Annotated in this window: 15 protein-coding genes; 6 read left to right on the top strand and 9 right to left on the bottom strand. The window is 66.0% G+C overall.

Annotated elements, in window-relative coordinates; all coding sequences use genetic code 11:
- Positions 1-63 precede the first annotated feature (63 nt).
- A complete protein-coding gene (locus tag ACLQ3J_RS13900; protein ID WP_169623078.1) occupies positions 64-939 on the top strand; it encodes an aldo/keto reductase in 876 nt (291 codons plus the stop codon).
- Between the two features lie 66 nt (positions 940-1,005).
- Positions 1,006-1,749: an acetoacetate decarboxylase family protein gene (locus ACLQ3J_RS13895; RefSeq protein WP_169653340.1), complete on the top strand. Its 744-nt coding sequence runs from the start codon at positions 1,006-1,008 to the stop codon at positions 1,747-1,749.
- Positions 1,750-1,827: 78 nt separating this feature from the next.
- Here ACLQ3J_RS13895 and ACLQ3J_RS13890 read toward each other — a convergent pair whose 3' ends face one another.
- From ACLQ3J_RS13890 to ACLQ3J_RS13880, 3 genes are read right to left on the bottom strand one after another with little or no spacing between them, the layout of a single operon-like run.
- Positions 1,828-2,520 (bottom strand): GntR family transcriptional regulator, encoded by a 693-nt coding sequence (locus tag ACLQ3J_RS13890; RefSeq protein WP_169623077.1) that lies wholly within the window; start codon positions 2,518-2,520, stop codon positions 1,828-1,830.
- Positions 2,507-3,250, bottom strand: a complete 744-nt coding sequence (locus ACLQ3J_RS13885) for a maleate cis-trans isomerase family protein (RefSeq protein WP_425903645.1) — start codon at positions 3,248-3,250, stop codon at positions 2,507-2,509. Before ACLQ3J_RS13885 ends, ACLQ3J_RS13890 begins: the two co-directional genes overlap by 14 nt.
- A complete protein-coding gene (locus tag ACLQ3J_RS13880; protein WP_169623075.1) occupies positions 3,250-3,990 on the bottom strand; it encodes a maleate cis-trans isomerase family protein in 741 nt (246 codons plus the stop codon). The genes ACLQ3J_RS13885 and ACLQ3J_RS13880 overlap by 1 nt, the downstream gene beginning before the upstream one ends.
- An 86-nt stretch (positions 3,991-4,076) precedes the next feature.
- Between ACLQ3J_RS13880 and ACLQ3J_RS13875 the strand changes: the two genes are divergently transcribed.
- Positions 4,077-5,051 (top strand): D-2-hydroxyacid dehydrogenase, encoded by a 975-nt coding sequence (locus ACLQ3J_RS13875; RefSeq protein ID WP_422425244.1) that lies wholly within the window; start codon positions 4,077-4,079, stop codon positions 5,049-5,051.
- Between the two features lie 53 nt (positions 5,052-5,104).
- Complete coding sequence (locus tag ACLQ3J_RS13870) at positions 5,105-6,475, top strand: amidase (RefSeq protein WP_169623074.1); 1,371 nt, start codon at positions 5,105-5,107, stop codon at positions 6,473-6,475.
- A 7-nt stretch (positions 6,476-6,482) separates the two neighbouring features.
- On the opposite strand, the gene ACLQ3J_RS13865 is transcribed toward ACLQ3J_RS13870, so the two are convergent.
- On the bottom strand, positions 6,483-7,400 hold the full coding sequence (locus tag ACLQ3J_RS13865) for an NADP-dependent oxidoreductase (RefSeq protein WP_425903643.1): 918 nt from the start codon (positions 7,398-7,400) through the stop codon (positions 6,483-6,485).
- A 119-nt stretch (positions 7,401-7,519) separates the two neighbouring features.
- Between ACLQ3J_RS13865 and ACLQ3J_RS13860 the strand changes: the two genes are divergently transcribed.
- Positions 7,520-7,957, top strand: a complete 438-nt coding sequence (locus ACLQ3J_RS13860; RefSeq protein WP_422425241.1) for a winged helix-turn-helix transcriptional regulator — start codon at positions 7,520-7,522, stop codon at positions 7,955-7,957.
- Between the two features lie 17 nt (positions 7,958-7,974).
- On the opposite strand, the gene ACLQ3J_RS13855 is transcribed toward ACLQ3J_RS13860, so the two are convergent.
- Together ACLQ3J_RS13855 and ACLQ3J_RS13850 are read right to left on the bottom strand one after the other, a co-directional pair.
- Positions 7,975-8,469 carry a DUF3830 family protein gene (locus ACLQ3J_RS13855; RefSeq protein ID WP_169623071.1) on the bottom strand — a complete coding sequence of 165 codons (495 nt, stop codon included), beginning with the start codon at positions 8,467-8,469 and terminating at the stop codon, positions 7,975-7,977.
- Between the two features lie 26 nt (positions 8,470-8,495).
- Positions 8,496-9,737, bottom strand: coding sequence for an aspartate aminotransferase family protein (locus ACLQ3J_RS13850; protein WP_169653331.1), 1,242 nt, complete (start codon positions 9,735-9,737; stop codon positions 8,496-8,498).
- A gap of 258 nt (positions 9,738-9,995) precedes the next feature.
- Here ACLQ3J_RS13850 and ACLQ3J_RS13845 point away from each other — a divergent pair, with 258 nt between their 5' ends.
- Positions 9,996-11,003: a PRC-barrel domain-containing protein gene (locus ACLQ3J_RS13845; RefSeq protein WP_425903640.1), complete on the top strand. Its 1,008-nt coding sequence runs from the start codon at positions 9,996-9,998 to the stop codon at positions 11,001-11,003.
- 84 nt (positions 11,004-11,087) lie between these two features.
- Here the strand turns inward: ACLQ3J_RS13845 and hsaB are convergent, their stop codons facing one another.
- From hsaB to hsaD, 3 genes are read right to left on the bottom strand one after another with little or no spacing between them, the layout of a single operon-like run.
- Positions 11,088-11,672 (bottom strand): 3-hydroxy-9,10-secoandrosta-1,3,5(10)-triene-9,17-dione monooxygenase reductase subunit, encoded by a 585-nt coding sequence (gene hsaB, locus ACLQ3J_RS13840; protein ID WP_169623069.1) that lies wholly within the window; start codon positions 11,670-11,672, stop codon positions 11,088-11,090.
- Positions 11,669-12,571 (bottom strand): iron-dependent extradiol dioxygenase HsaC, encoded by a 903-nt coding sequence (gene hsaC, locus ACLQ3J_RS13835; RefSeq protein WP_296549811.1) that lies wholly within the window; start codon positions 12,569-12,571, stop codon positions 11,669-11,671. The genes hsaB and hsaC overlap by 4 nt, the downstream gene beginning before the upstream one ends.
- A complete protein-coding gene (gene hsaD, locus ACLQ3J_RS13830) occupies positions 12,568-13,446 on the bottom strand; it encodes a 4,5:9,10-diseco-3-hydroxy-5,9,17-trioxoandrosta-1(10),2-diene-4-oate hydrolase (protein ID WP_296549812.1) in 879 nt (292 codons plus the stop codon). The genes hsaC and hsaD overlap by 4 nt, the downstream gene beginning before the upstream one ends.
- Positions 13,447-13,452: the final 6 nt, after the last annotated feature.

Genomic DNA, 13,452 nt, shown 5'->3' with positions numbered 1-13,452 from the left:
CGGGGTGGCGCACCCGGCATGCACGGATGATTGAGCCGGAGCCGCAGTGGTTAGCCTTGAGGGATGACGACTCCCGACATCACGCTGAATTCCGGAACCACGATCCCGCAGCTCGGCCTGGGAGTGTGGCAGGCCGACAACGAGGAAACCGAGAGCGCAGTCCGATTCGCGCTCGACGAGGCCGGATACCGGCACATCGACACGGCAGCCGCGTACGGCAACGAAGAAGGCGTCGGTCGGGGTCTCGCCTCGTCGTCCGTCCCGCGTGAGGACATCTTCCTCACGACGAAGCTCTGGAATTCCGACCAAGGCTACGACCGGGCGCTGGCAGCGTTCGACGAGAGCCTCACCCGTCTGGGCACCGACTACGTGGATCTGTACCTCATCCACTGGCCCCTGCAGGACAACGACCGGCTGCTGCGCACCTGGGAGGCGCTCGAGAAGATCGCCGAATCCGGTAAGGCGAAAGCAATCGGTGTGTGCAACTTCGAGCCGCATCATCTCCAGTTGCTCGTCGACCGCGGCGGCATGCTTCCCGCGGTCGATCAGGTGGAACTCCACCCGCATCTCCCCCAGCACGAAATCCGCACCTTCGCATCCGAGCACGACATCGCCGTCGAATCGTGGAGCCCTCTCGGCGGCACCAGCAACGCCGGCTGGGGCCCGCTCTCGAAGCCGAACACCCTTCTCACCGACCCGATCATCACGCGGATCGCGGACCGGCACAGCGTGTCGCCGGCACAGGTGCTCATCCGCTGGCACCTGCAGAACGGACTCATCGTCATCCCGAAGTCGGTCCACAACGATCGCATCGCCCAGAACATCGACGTGTTCGATTTCGAACTCGACGACCTCGATCTGAGCGAGATCGCGACGCTCGACGACGGTGTCCGGGTCGGGATGCATCCGGACGAGATGAACATGGGTGCCCCTGCCTGATCCCTTCCCTTCCGGGAGTAGAACGTGTTCTCATTGCTGCACGCGTTCCACGTCGGAGAGGCAGCGATGAGCGACACGACCACCCATTCGATCCTGGGAACTCCGGTCGAGATGCCGGTACAGGTCCGGACCGCGACCGCATTCATGGGCGTGTTCTCGGTTCCTGCGGCACGTGCGCAAGCCCTGATCGCCCCCACGGGCCTCGATATCCTCCGGTACCGGCCGGGTCGAGGACTGTGCACGCTGGTGTTCGTCGACTACGTCGACGGTGATCTCGGGCCGTACAACGAGTTCGGAGTCTGCTTTCTCGTCCGCGATCACGAGCGAGCCGGTGGGGGCGTGGTGCAGGACGTACGGCAGTTGGTGACCGGCGGTGCCGGCGCGCTGATCCATCGTCTGCCCGTGGACGGAGAGTTCACGCTCGCGGCCGGTCGCGGCATATGGGGTTTCCCGAAGACCTTGGCCGACTTCGACGCCGATCACCGGGGCAACATCAAGCGAGGTTCGGTGAGCGCCGACGGAGCGCTCATCGCGAAGCTGACCGTCGCGCCCGGGATCGGGCTTCCCGGCAAGGGGATCGCCGCCTCTCTCGCCGCCTACTCCCACCTCGACGGGACGACGCGACGCACCACCTGGTCGATGAATCCCAGTGGGGTGCGCACCCGGCCGGGAGGGGCCACACTCGAACTCGGATCGCATCCCATCGCGGACGAACTGCGGTCGCTCGGCCTGCCTCGTCGCGCGCTCGTCACCTCGTCCATTCCGGATCTGAAGATGACGTTCGGGGACGCCACCCGGGTGACTTCGTAGACCCCCGCCCTTCCGGGACCCCGCCCTTCCGGGACCCCGCCCTTCCGGGACCCCCGCCTTTCTGGAACCGCTGCCTTCCTAGAGCACGACTCCGTCCCCGGCGCCCTGGAGTCCGCGGAGACGGCGCACGGCGTCGTCGAGGTGCTCGTCGAGCATGCGGTGCACATGGTCGGCCGGCGCGGACCGGATAGCGGTGCGCAACACGACGTGCTCGTCGACCTGCTCGCCGAGCACGGGATACGTGGTCTGCAGCGCACCCAGGCACATGCGGGTCTCGACCAGAAGGGTGCGCGCCGCCCGGATGAGCCGCGGGCTCGAAGAACTCGCCACCAGAATTTCGTGGAAGCGCTGATCGCCGTCGGACACACCGGCCGGGTCGTCGCGCTCGGCGGCAGCGCGCATCGCGTCGACCGCGGGGCCGAGATCGTGCCACGCCTGCTCCCGGCGGCCCTCGAGGATCAGGTCGAGGGCACCACCCTCGATGACCCGGCGGCTACGGTAGATGTCGACGACGTCGTCGAAAGTCAGTTCCGTGACGAAGATTCCGCGATTCCGGATGCTGTAGAGCAGCCCCTCCGAGAGCAAACGCTGCATGGCCTCGCGAAGCGGTCCACGCGACACTGCGAAATGCGTCGCGAGTTCGGCTTCCCCCAATTGGGTGCCCGGTGCAAGTGCGCCCTTGACGATGGCGGACCGAAGCTGTTCCGCGATAAGTTCCGCTGTCGACGGCCGCGCGACAGGCCGGAGATCGTCGAGATCACCGAGCGCCATGATCGATACCTTCCTCGAACAAAGTGCCCAGTTCCGGGCGTATCACTGTACATCCGGCCAGTCGCAAGCCCTGCCACAGCGTGACCTGATTTGCGGTGAGAACCGGTTTCCCGACGTGCTTTTCGAGTTCTCGGAGAATGCGCAGGGTGTGCATCGCGGTATCGGGGACGAGGATCGCGTCGGCATCCGGATGGTCACCGGCCGCAGCGAGGTCCAGCACGTCGTCCGCGGAGAGCGTGCCCACCTCGGCGGCCGTGTCGATCCCCGCGACACCGAACGACACCACGTCACTCCCTGTCGCGGTGAGAAACTCGACGAACAGCGCGCCGACGTCGCGGGGGTAGCTCGCGGCCACCGCGACGCGCGTCGAACCCAGAGCCGTCAATGCCTCGACGAACGCGAAGCTCGTACTCGATGCGGGCACGCCCCCGGCCGCGACAGACAGGTCGTCGACTTGCGTGCGCGCACCCTCCAGCCCGTAGACGAAACTGCCCGATGTGCACGCCCACATCACCGAATCCGGGTTTTCCGGTGCCAAGAGGGCTGCACCGGCCGCGAGTTTCCGCGGACCGCCCAGGTCGAGCAGCTCGGGTACCGCGTGCAGATCGGTGCCGTAGATATGCGCGACGGGCAAAGCGGCGCCTACGAGTTCCGCGGCGAACACGAAGTCGTCTTCTGCGGCATGGCCGGGATAGATGATCCCCACCTTCGCGGAACGGTCCTGCTGCATCAGAAAACTCCTCTCAGCCATTTCCCCGGTCCGGTCATCGGTAATCTCATCCGACCGAGACATGCCCAGATGGTGAGCTGGTTCGCTGTGAGCACGGGCTTGCCGAGTTCTTGCTCGAGCGGGGCGATGAGGTCATAGGTGGGCAGATTGGTGCAGCTGACGAAGATCGCTTCGGAATCGGGACTGTCCGCGGCGATGATTCGCTCGGCGATGGTGCGGTAGTTGACTTTCCAGATGCCGCCGCCGAGTCCCAGGTGGGTCGACCGGACCACCTCGGTCCCGGCTTCGGCGAGAAAGCTGTGCAGGAGTTTGGTCAGCTGCTCGTCGTACGGGGTGATCACCGAGATCCGCGTGAGCTCGAGGTCGTGCAGTGCTTCGAGTAGCGCCCCGGACGTGGTGACCGCGCAGGCGGCGCCGGCTTCGCAGATGGCGTCACACAAGGTCTTCTCGTAGCCGATACCTTTGATGAAGCTGCCGGAGGTGCACAGATAGGCGACCACTTCCGGTTCCACGTGCAGCACGTCGCGGGTAGCGGTGACGAGGTGTCTTCGCTCCGAAACCAATTCGGCCATCTCCAGACTGACCGGGACCGGTTCGTAGGGTGTCCGCGCCAGATGCAGACTCACCTCGAGCGGTGCCCAGCGCCATAGTTCGCGCTCGAGAGCGAGATCGAAAGGCGCGATGATGCCCACTCCGCGCTGTGCCAGAGGCCCCTCGAATTCGGGGATGTCCAGTTCCATGCAGTCCCCCGAACGACGTCCATTCCGGCAATCCCCCGGCAGGTAAGATTGTTGACAATCATACGATGCGCTCATACGGTGTCAACGTGAACGCGAACCCGGTCGTGGCAGTGCTTCATGCCGAAGCCCTGCCCTCCGCGGTGCGGATGGCTCCGGTCGCCGAGCATGCGACCCTTCGCTACACGAAGCGCGAAGGACTGGCAGGCGCTCTCGACGGCGCCGATGTCCTGTTCGTCTACGATTTCCAGTCCGACGCGCTCCCTGACGCGTGGTACGCGGCGAACGCACTCTCCTGGGTTCACGCGGCCTCGGCCGGTGTCGATCCGCTGATGTTTCCCGAGTTGGTCGACAGCGATGTCACGGTCACCAACTCACGCGGAATCTTCGACGTTCCGATCGCGGAATACGTTCTGGCTCAAATACTGTCGTTCACCAAAGACATCCCGGAATCCCTGCGCCTGCAACGAGACCACACCTGGAGACACCGCGACTCCGAGCGCATCGTCGGCCGCAGCGTCCTGGTTGTGGGCACCGGGCCGATCGGGCGGGCCATCGCGCGACTCCTCACCGCCGTGGGAATGAACGTCAGCGGGTCGGGCCGCCGCAGCAGGACCGGCGACCCGGACTTCGGCACCGTCACCGCAACCGAGGATCTTCCGTCGGCGCTGGCCGCAGCCGACTTCGTCGTACTCGCAGCCCCTCTCACCGACAGCACCCACGGACTGTTCGATGCCGAATTGTTCGGGCACGTGAAGCGCGGTGCACGGTTGATCAACGTCGGTCGCGGTGAACTCGTGCGCACCGACGACCTCGTCGACGCACTCCGCTCGGGCGTGCTCGCGGGCGCCGCGCTCGATGTCGTCGATCCCGAACCGCTACCGCGCGACCACCCCCTGTGGGATCTTCCCCGTGTAGTCGTCACCCCGCACAACGCGGGTGACTTCGTCGGGTGGCAGGACACGCTCGTCGACGCATTCGCCGACAATTTCCGCCGCTGGAGAGCAGGATTGCCACTCGAGAATGTCGTGGACAAGCGACTCGGTTACGTGCCGAGTTCGTGAGGGCCGGTGTGCCCGGGCAGAACCCGGCACACCACCCGGACAAGGAGAACACGATGAACCCGACCGACATGACCGCCGTCGAACTCGTCACCTCGTTCTCCTCCGGTGAGCTGTCGCCGGTCGAAGCCGCGCGGGCGGTGTTCGACGAGATCGCCGCACGCGACGGTGAGATCAACGCCTATTGCCTCGTCGACGAAGAGAAGGCCCTCGCTCAGGCGCGGCGTTCCGAGGAGCGCTGGCGCACCGGATATTCCAAGGGTCTCCTGGACGGTGTGCCGATCTCGATCAAAGATGTGTTCCTCACCGCGGGATGGCCGACGTTGCGGGGTTCCCAAGCCGTCGACGAACATCAGCCGTGGCACGTGGACAGCCCGGTGACCGCGAGGCTGCGTGAGGACGGCATGGTATTCGTCGGCAAGACCACGACGCCCGAAATTGCCTGGAAGGCCGTCACCGATTCCGCGTTGTACGGGATCACCCGCAATCCGGCAGATACGACGAAGACCGCGGGTGGATCGTCGGGCGGGAGCGCCGCGGCGGTCGCAGCCGGATTCGGCCCGTGCTCCGTCGGCACCGACGGCGGCGGGAGCATTCGGATTCCCGCCGCGTTCTGCGGAGTCGTGGGATTCAAACCCACCCACGGACGGATCCCGCTGTTTCCGGCGAGCCCGTTCGGCCCACTCGCCCACGCCGGACCGATCACCCGGACGGTCGAGGACGCGGCGCTGCTCACCGACATCCTGTCGCTTCCCGATCACCGCGATCCCACGGCGCTCGCGCCCCCGATCATGACCTTCAGGGGTGCGCTCCAGCGGGAGGTACTGGGCATGGGCGTCGCGTATTCGAAGACCCTCGGATACGTGACGGTCGATCCGGAAGTCGGTGAGATCGTCGACGCGGCGGTGCGAACACTCGACGAGGCCGGACTCCCGGTGACCGAGGCCGATCCCGGTTTCGGCGACCCCCTCGAGGCCTTCGAGATCATGTGGGCCGCGGGCGCGGCCGCAATGCTGGCGTCCTTCCCCGAAGGCACCCGGAACAAGGTCGACCCGGGCCTGGGCGCCGTCTGGGAGCGCGGCGAGCACCTGCGCGCCGTGGACTATCTCGATGCGCGGGCGGTCGCAGCGAGCCTCGGAATCGCGATGGGCCACTTCCACCAGACGCACAACATGCTCCTCACCCCCACGGTGCCGATCACCGCGTTCGACGCGGGTCACGACGTTCCGCCGGGATCCTCGGCAAGCAGTTGGCCGCAATGGACGCCGTTCAGCTACCCCTTCAACCTCACCCAGCAACCGGCGATCAGCATTCCGGTCGGCACGACGGCCGCCGGCCTGCCGGTGGGCCTGCAGATCGTCGGACCGCGCCACTCCGACGACCTGCTGCTGGCGGTCGCCCGATTCGCCGAATACGCGCTGAGCTAGTGCGACGTCACGGCGCGAGCACGTAACGGCCGCGCACCCCGCCCGCAGCGACCGCGCGGTGGGCATCGGAGGCCGAATCGAGCGGTACGACGGAATGCACCCGCGCCGGCAGCCCACCCGACGCGGCGCGCACGAGCAGATCACTCAGCCTGACACCGTCGGGGCGCGTTTCCACGGCTGATACCGAGATTCCGCGCTCGGTGGCCGGAACCGCGTTCGGCTTGACGCCGACGAATCTCCCCCCGTCACGGACCACCTCGAGCGCCCGTTCCTGCAGTGACGCAGCGTCGGCGACCGCGTCCCAGCCCGGCTCTGCGTGCGAAGCGAACCGGACACCCAGACTCCGCACGAATTCCTCGTCCTCGAGCCGAGCAAGACCTGTTACCTCCCATCCCCGTTCGGGCGCGAGTGCGAGAAGATAGCCGCCCACCGCGCCCGCTGCCCCGGTCACGAGGAGTCGGTGCCCGTCCGCGGGTGCGTCACCGAGCAGGTCGAGCATCTGCACGGCCGCCAACCCGTTGACCGGCAATGTCGATGCCGTGATCAGATCCAGTCCGTCCGGGACGACGGCCAGACCCGCGACCGGTACGACGACTTGTTCGGCATACGTGCCGTAGTCGCGATCGAAGCCGCCCACCATGCCGGCGACACGGGTGCCGATCTCCAGGTCCACACCGGGGCCGGCATCGAGCACCGTGCCGGCGAACTCCCATCCCAGCCCTGTGTATTCGGGCTGGTCGATCAGGCCGATCGTGTGGAAGAACCCGTCCGCGACCCCGAGATCGACCGGATTGACGGGCGCGCCGGCGATCCCGACGCGAACCTGCCCGGGTCCCGGTCGCACGACGGGAACGCTGATGATCTCGATCGAGCCGGGCCCGTTCGGAGTGTGCACCACGGCGGTGCGGAAAGTCGATGTGTTCATCGGTTGCTCCTCGGCACTTGTATCGAATGACCCTCCGCTTCATCATGGGTAGGTAGCTCTCCAAAGGGAAGTACGCACTTCGAAGTGCGTAAGGCACCCGCCGGTAGGAAGGAGCACTCATGCCGACCATGACTGCGGCCCAGAAGCGAGCGCAAGTACAGGCGGAGTACGACGCATTCCTGGCGGAGTGCCCCAGCCGTCAGCTGCTCGCGCGTATCTCGGACAAGTGGGTGGCGTTGATTCTCGCCGCGCTCGGGAGTGACGGGCCCTCCCGCCCCGGCAACGATTGCAGCGGTGAACCACGAGCGATGCGCTACTCGGAACTGTCCCGCAGGCTCGCGGGGGTCAGTCAGAAGATGCTCACGCAGACACTGCGGTCGCTCGAGCGCGACGGCCTGGTGACGCGCACCGTCACCCCGACCGTGCCGGTCACGGTCACATACGAACTCACCGAACTCGGGCTGTCGCTCCACCAGGTGATACGCGGGATCAAGGCGTGGGCCGAGGCACACATGGACGAGGTGCTCGCGCACCGCGCACGGTACGACGCGGAGTGACGAGTGACGGGGACCGATCAGTCGCGGGCGAACGTCAGCGTCTCCCCCGCTGCGCCCTCCATCCACAGGTCGTTGCACGCCACCGCGAGGTCGGTCAGGCCCTCCTCGATGGTCGCGAACACGTTGCCCGGCACCCACCCCACATCGCCGTTGAGGAGCAGGTTGTTCCGCCCGTAGAAGAGCGCCAGATCGGTAGCCCCCTGCGCCGCATGCGCTTCCGATCCCGGCTCGTATCCGTATGCGGAGTTCCCGATCTCCCACGGTTCGAAATCGAACAGGCACACGTCTCCGGGGATCGGGGTCACCGTCGGGTTCTCCCGATGCGGAGCACCCGTGATGCGGGGAACGAGGGTGTACACCTCGTTGCGCGCGTACTTGGCATGGAATGCGGATCCGTTCTGCGGCAAAGCGTTCCATACCGCTTCGCAGGTCAGCGGTGCCTCTGTGTCCAGCAGCCGTGCGCGACAGGAGACGCCGCGCTTGTCGAGGGAAATGGTGATGAACCGGGCCACAGGATCTCCTTCGTACGCGGGACAGTTCAGATCTCGGCGAGAACCTCCGACCAGATATCGAGTGCCTCCTCGACCTGTTCTCCGGTCACGACCAGCGGAGGGATCATGCGTACCACGTTCATATAGGCGCCGCAGGTCAACAGCAACAACCCTTTTCGTGCTGCTGCGCGCTGTGCTGCTGTGGCGCCGTCGCGGTCGGGCGCACCGTCGGCATCGGTGAATTCGGATCCCACCATGAGCCCGAGCCCACGAACGTCACCGACGGCGGGTGTCGCCCGCGACTGCGCACCCGCCAGCAACTCGTCTCCACGCAGCGCCGCGTTCGTCACGAGTCCTTCCTTCCGGATCACCTCGAGTGTGGCTACCGCCGCCGCACACGACACCGCGTTGGCACCGTAGGTTCCACCCTGCGATCCCGGCCGGGCACGAGACATGAGTTCCTCGGAGGCCGCGATACCGGACAACGGAAATCCGCTCGCGAGCCCCTTTGCCATCGTGATCACATCCGGGCGCACGTCGAAGTGCTGGTGCCCGAAGAACTTTCCGGTTCGCCCGAATCCCGTCTGGATCTCGTCGAACACGAGGAGGATGCCGTACCTGTCGGCACGCTCCCGCAGGCCCTGGAAGAAGCGAACGTTGCCCGGGACATAGCCGCCCTCGCCGAGCACGGGTTCGACGAAGAATGCCGCCGTTTCGTCGGGTGCGGTGACGGTGGCGAAGAGGTAATCCAATTCTCGGAGCGCGAAATCCGTTGCCTCGTCTTCGCTCCACCCGTACCGGTAGGCGGTGGGGAACGGCGCGACATGCACGCCTCCCATCAACGGGGAGAAGCCTGCGGAGAAGCGGGTGCCCGACGTCGTCATCGACGCGGCGGCGACCGTCCGGCCGTGGAATCCGCCGTGGAAGACGACCACGTTGGGACGGCCTGTCGCCTGCCGTACGAGACGCAGCGCTGCTTCGACAGCCTCGCTGCCGGAGTTCGCAAAGAACAGTGAATCGAGACCTTCGGGTAATACCGGACCCAGTGCCTCGACCAGTTCCAGGAGCGGTCGGTGCATCACGGTCGTGTACTGGCCGTGGATCAGGGTGGCGACCTGCCGCTGCGCCGCCTCGACCACATGCGGATGACAGTGCCCGGTGCCGGTGACACCGATACCGGCGGTGAAGTCGAGGTAGCGACGCCCGTCGCTGCCGTACAGATAGCAACCCGACGCGTGGTCCACGGTGACCGGGGTGGCTTGCAGGAGAAGTGGTGACAGTCGTGCCATGAGGGCCCTCCCGGGATGCACCTACCGAATTCGGGCACTTGCTCTTGTCGGATTGTTGACAATATGCATAACATGGGCCCACGCCGAAGGCAACGGCACGCGGGGAGAACCGCACCCGAAGCGAGCCGGCCAACTCGACCGGGATCGGGTCAGGCCGACCGTCCCGTCCGCGGCAGTCGGCTTCGCCGCGCCCAGGGAGTTTCATCGGTCCGCGAGCAGGGAATGCCCTCAGCGACAACAGCGCCGACCGATGAGGCAATGATGATTACGAACAACGAACTCGATACCCTCGCTCGTGCCACCGCGTACGGTCCGGACGGCACCAAATTAGGAAAAGTAGGCGAGGTATATCTCGACAACAGAACCGGGGAGCCGGGCTGGATCACGGTGGTGACCGGACTGTTCGGTACCCGCCGTCACTTCGTCCCCGTCGACGACGCCACCCTCGACGACTCGGGTGTGCATGTGCCGTTCGGCAAGGACACGGTGACAGGCGCGCCGAACGTCGAGGAGAACGGCGAACTCACGCCCCTCGAAGAAGACGAACTGTACCGCTACTACAGCCGCGCTCACGAGGGCGATTCCGCGTCCACCGACGCACATCGGAACCCGGACGCCGGGCGATCCGGTGATACGGACCGAATCGGTGGCACGGACCGGATCGGTCATTCCGATCGACCGGGTGACACCGGCGGGACGGGCACGCTGCCCCCCGACGCGGCACGCGAAGGCATTGCTGGGAACTACCGCCCGTCGCACGACACCCAGCGCGACGATCCGCTGCAGCACTCGGTCCCCGGTGACACCGCCTCCACCCCGTCGTCCCCCTCGGGCACGGCACGTGGGGTCTCCGAGTCCGGAGACCGGACCACCGGGTCGCCGTCGCAGGGCTTCGGCGATCCGGGATCGTCCGGGCACTCCCACAACCCGACTCCGGGCACCCTGTCCACCCCGACCCCCGGCACGCATTCCATCCCGTCCACGGCGAACACGCACACGGGGTCGGATACGCACACGGGGTCGGATACGCACACAAGTCACCGCGCCCCCGGCAATCTCCCGGGTAACGCGACCCCGGATGCCCGTATCGGCGAGAGTTCCGACACTCACCGTACCGGCACTCCGGACGTCCGCACCGGCGGTGACCGCGACCGGAACAAGGAAGACAAGGGTCACGGCGACGAGCCGCGCAAGCCGCGCCTGGTGAAGCGCGTGGTGACCACGGAGTACTACGAAGAGGATCCGGACGGCTCCACGCAGTCCTGATACCCGCCTGACCGTCGAAACTCCAGACGAAAAAGGGCGCCGGCTCCGGGGTTCGTCCCCGGGTCCGGCGCCCTCTTCTGTGCCCTACAGCCAGGTGTCTTCCGACGCGGTGGTGAGAAACGCTTCGAGATCATCACGCCACGGGGCGGGCACCGTCTTGTCGGGTTCGATGCCGGTGTACTGACCGCGGTAGAAGAGCAACGGACGCTCGGCCTCGTCGCGTACCTCGCTGAGCGACGCGACCCGGCCGAACACCACCCAGTGGTCACCGCCGTCGTGAACGGTCTCGACGGTGCAGTCGATATGAGCGAGTGAACCGGTCAGGATCGGCGAACCCAGATCCGAAGGGCTCCAGTCGATTCCAGCGAACTTGTCGGGTTCGCGAGAGCCGAAGCGCGCACACGTCTCCTGCTGTTCCTCGGCGAGCACATTGACACAGAAGCGGCCCGACCGCTCGATCGCTCCCCACGAGCGGGATTGCTTGGTGGGACAGAACAACACGAGCGGCGGGTCGAGAGACAACGCCGCGAACGACTGGCACGCGAAGCCGACGGGCTCATCGCCGTCCATGGTGGTGATGATCGTGACTCCGGTGCAGAACTGACCTAGAACGGTACGGAACGACTTGGGATCGATCGCACCGCCGGTATCACCGACCGGCACGGTCACGGCTGCATCCCCACCGAGAAATCGTGACCCCAGAGGCTCACCGCGGTGGATTCACGAGCGATCCAGCCCTCGTCCTCCACCTGCAGTCCCTCACAACCGAATTCGACGTCGAAACCGCCCGGCGTCTTCATGTAGAACGACAACATCTTGTCGTTGACATGCCGGCCGAGTGTCGCCGACATCTTGACGTTCTTGCGCAGTGCGCGATCGAGTGCGAGTCCGACGTCGTCGGAGTTCTCCACCTCGAGCATGAGGTGGACGATGCCGCTCGGGGTCGGCATCGGCATGAAGGCGAGGCTGTGGTGGCGCGGGTTGCACCCGAAGAACCGGAGCCACGCCGGATCGCCGTCCGCGGGCCGACCCACGATCTGCGGGGGCAGGCGCATGGAGTCGCGGAGACGGAATCCGAGCACATCGCGGTAGAAGCGCAGCGATTCCTCGTCGTCGCGGGTGGAGAGCACCACGTGACCGAGGCCCTGTTCTCCGGTGACGAACCGGTGACCGTACGGGCTGACGATTCGGCGGTGTTCGAGCGCCGCACCGTGGAACACCTCGAGGGTGTTGTCCGACGGATCCTGGAAGGTGATCAGTTCGACCACACGGCGATCCGCGAGTTGTTCGGCGGTACCTTCCTTGAACGGAACGCCCGCAGCCGAGAGGTTGTCGCGAACCTCCTGGAGTTCGGCAGCATTCGCGGTCTCCCAGCCGGATACGAGGAGTTGATCGGACTCGTGGGGCTCGATGACCAGACGCGCGGGGAAATCGTCCATCCTCAGATACAGCGCGTCGGAGACCGAACCCTTGCCCTCGACCATGCCGAGGACCTTGAGTCCGTACTCGCGCCACGCGCCCATATCGGTCGCACCGATGCGAAGGTATGCCAGGGATCGGATACTCATGAATTGTCTCCGTCCGTCAGAAAGTCCACGGTCAGCTTGTTGAATTCGTCGAACTTCTCGAGTTGCGCCCAGTGGCCGCAGCCGCCGAACACGTGCAGTTGCGCGCGGGGAATCATCTTCAGTGCGACCAGCGCGCCGTCGAGCGGGTTGACCCGGTCTTCCCGGCCCCAGATGAGAAGGACGCGCTGGCGCAGCCTGTAGGCGTCGCGCCACAGCATGCCCTTCTCGAACTCTCCGCTGGAGAAGGACTTGCCCATGGCTTTCGCAGCGGCCAGCGATTCCGGTGTGCTCGCGGCAGCGAATCGCTCCTCGACGAGTTCGGGTGTGATCAACGACTGGTCGAACACCATGATCCGCAGGAAGGCTTCGAGGTTCTCGCGGGTGGGCTGGTAGCCGAACTTGCCGAGGTTCTTCACGCCCTCGGTGGGATCGGGCGCGAACAGGTTGACGCTCAGGCCCCCGGGGCCCATCAGCACGAGCCTCCCGGCGCGATCGGGATAGTCGAGTGCGAACCGCACCGCCGCGCCGCCGCCGAGCGAATTGCCCAGCAGGTGCACTCGATCGGTGATGCCGAGGGTGTCGAGCAGATCGGCCAGCGCCGACGCGCTGTGCACGAAGTACTGCGGATGCTCGGTGGGCTTGTCCGAACGTCCGTAACCCGGCTGGTCGACGGCGATTACGTGAAATCGCCGCGCGAGTACCGGAATGTTCTTGGCGAAGTTCGACCACGAGGACGCGCCCGGGCCGCCACCGTGCAGCAACACGATCGTGGTGTCGTGACCGACGCCCGCCTCGTGATAGTGCAGGCGCAGATCGTCGCGCACCTGCGCGAAACGGGAGGTGGACTCGTAGGTGAGCTCTTCTGTTGCAGTCACAGGCGT

The organism is Rhodococcus sp. DT1 (genome assembly GCF_049844875.1).
Lineage (GTDB): Bacteria > Actinomycetota > Actinomycetes > Mycobacteriales > Mycobacteriaceae > Rhodococcus.
This window is presented reverse-complemented; position numbering and strand designations above follow the sequence as displayed.

Bases quoted from the DNA above. Each gene is read 5' to 3' on its own strand.
- ACLQ3J_RS13900 (WP_169623078.1), top strand. From the start codon at position 64: ATGACGACTCCCGACATCACGCTGAATTCCGGAACCACGATCCCGCAG.
- ACLQ3J_RS13895 (WP_169653340.1), top strand. From the start codon at position 1,006: ATGAGCGACACGACCACCCATTCGATCCTGGGAACTCCGGTCGAGATG.
- ACLQ3J_RS13890 (WP_169623077.1), bottom strand. From the start codon at position 2,520: ATGGCGCTCGGTGATCTCGACGATCTCCGGCCTGTCGCGCGGCCGTCG.
- ACLQ3J_RS13885 (WP_425903645.1), bottom strand. From the start codon at position 3,250: ATGCAGCAGGACCGTTCCGCGAAGGTGGGGATCATCTATCCCGGCCAT.
- ACLQ3J_RS13880 (WP_169623075.1), bottom strand. From the start codon at position 3,990: ATGGAACTGGACATCCCCGAATTCGAGGGGCCTCTGGCACAGCGCGGA.
- ACLQ3J_RS13870 (WP_169623074.1), top strand. From the start codon at position 5,105: ATGAACCCGACCGACATGACCGCCGTCGAACTCGTCACCTCGTTCTCC.
- ACLQ3J_RS13865 (WP_425903643.1), bottom strand. From the start codon at position 7,400: ATGAACACATCGACTTTCCGCACCGCCGTGGTGCACACTCCGAACGGG.
- ACLQ3J_RS13860 (WP_422425241.1), top strand. From the start codon at position 7,520: ATGCCGACCATGACTGCGGCCCAGAAGCGAGCGCAAGTACAGGCGGAG.
- ACLQ3J_RS13850 (WP_169653331.1), bottom strand. From the start codon at position 9,737: ATGGCACGACTGTCACCACTTCTCCTGCAAGCCACCCCGGTCACCGTG.
- ACLQ3J_RS13845 (WP_425903640.1), top strand. From the start codon at position 9,996: ATGATGATTACGAACAACGAACTCGATACCCTCGCTCGTGCCACCGCG.
- hsaC (WP_296549811.1), bottom strand. From the start codon at position 12,571: ATGAGTATCCGATCCCTGGCATACCTTCGCATCGGTGCGACCGATATG.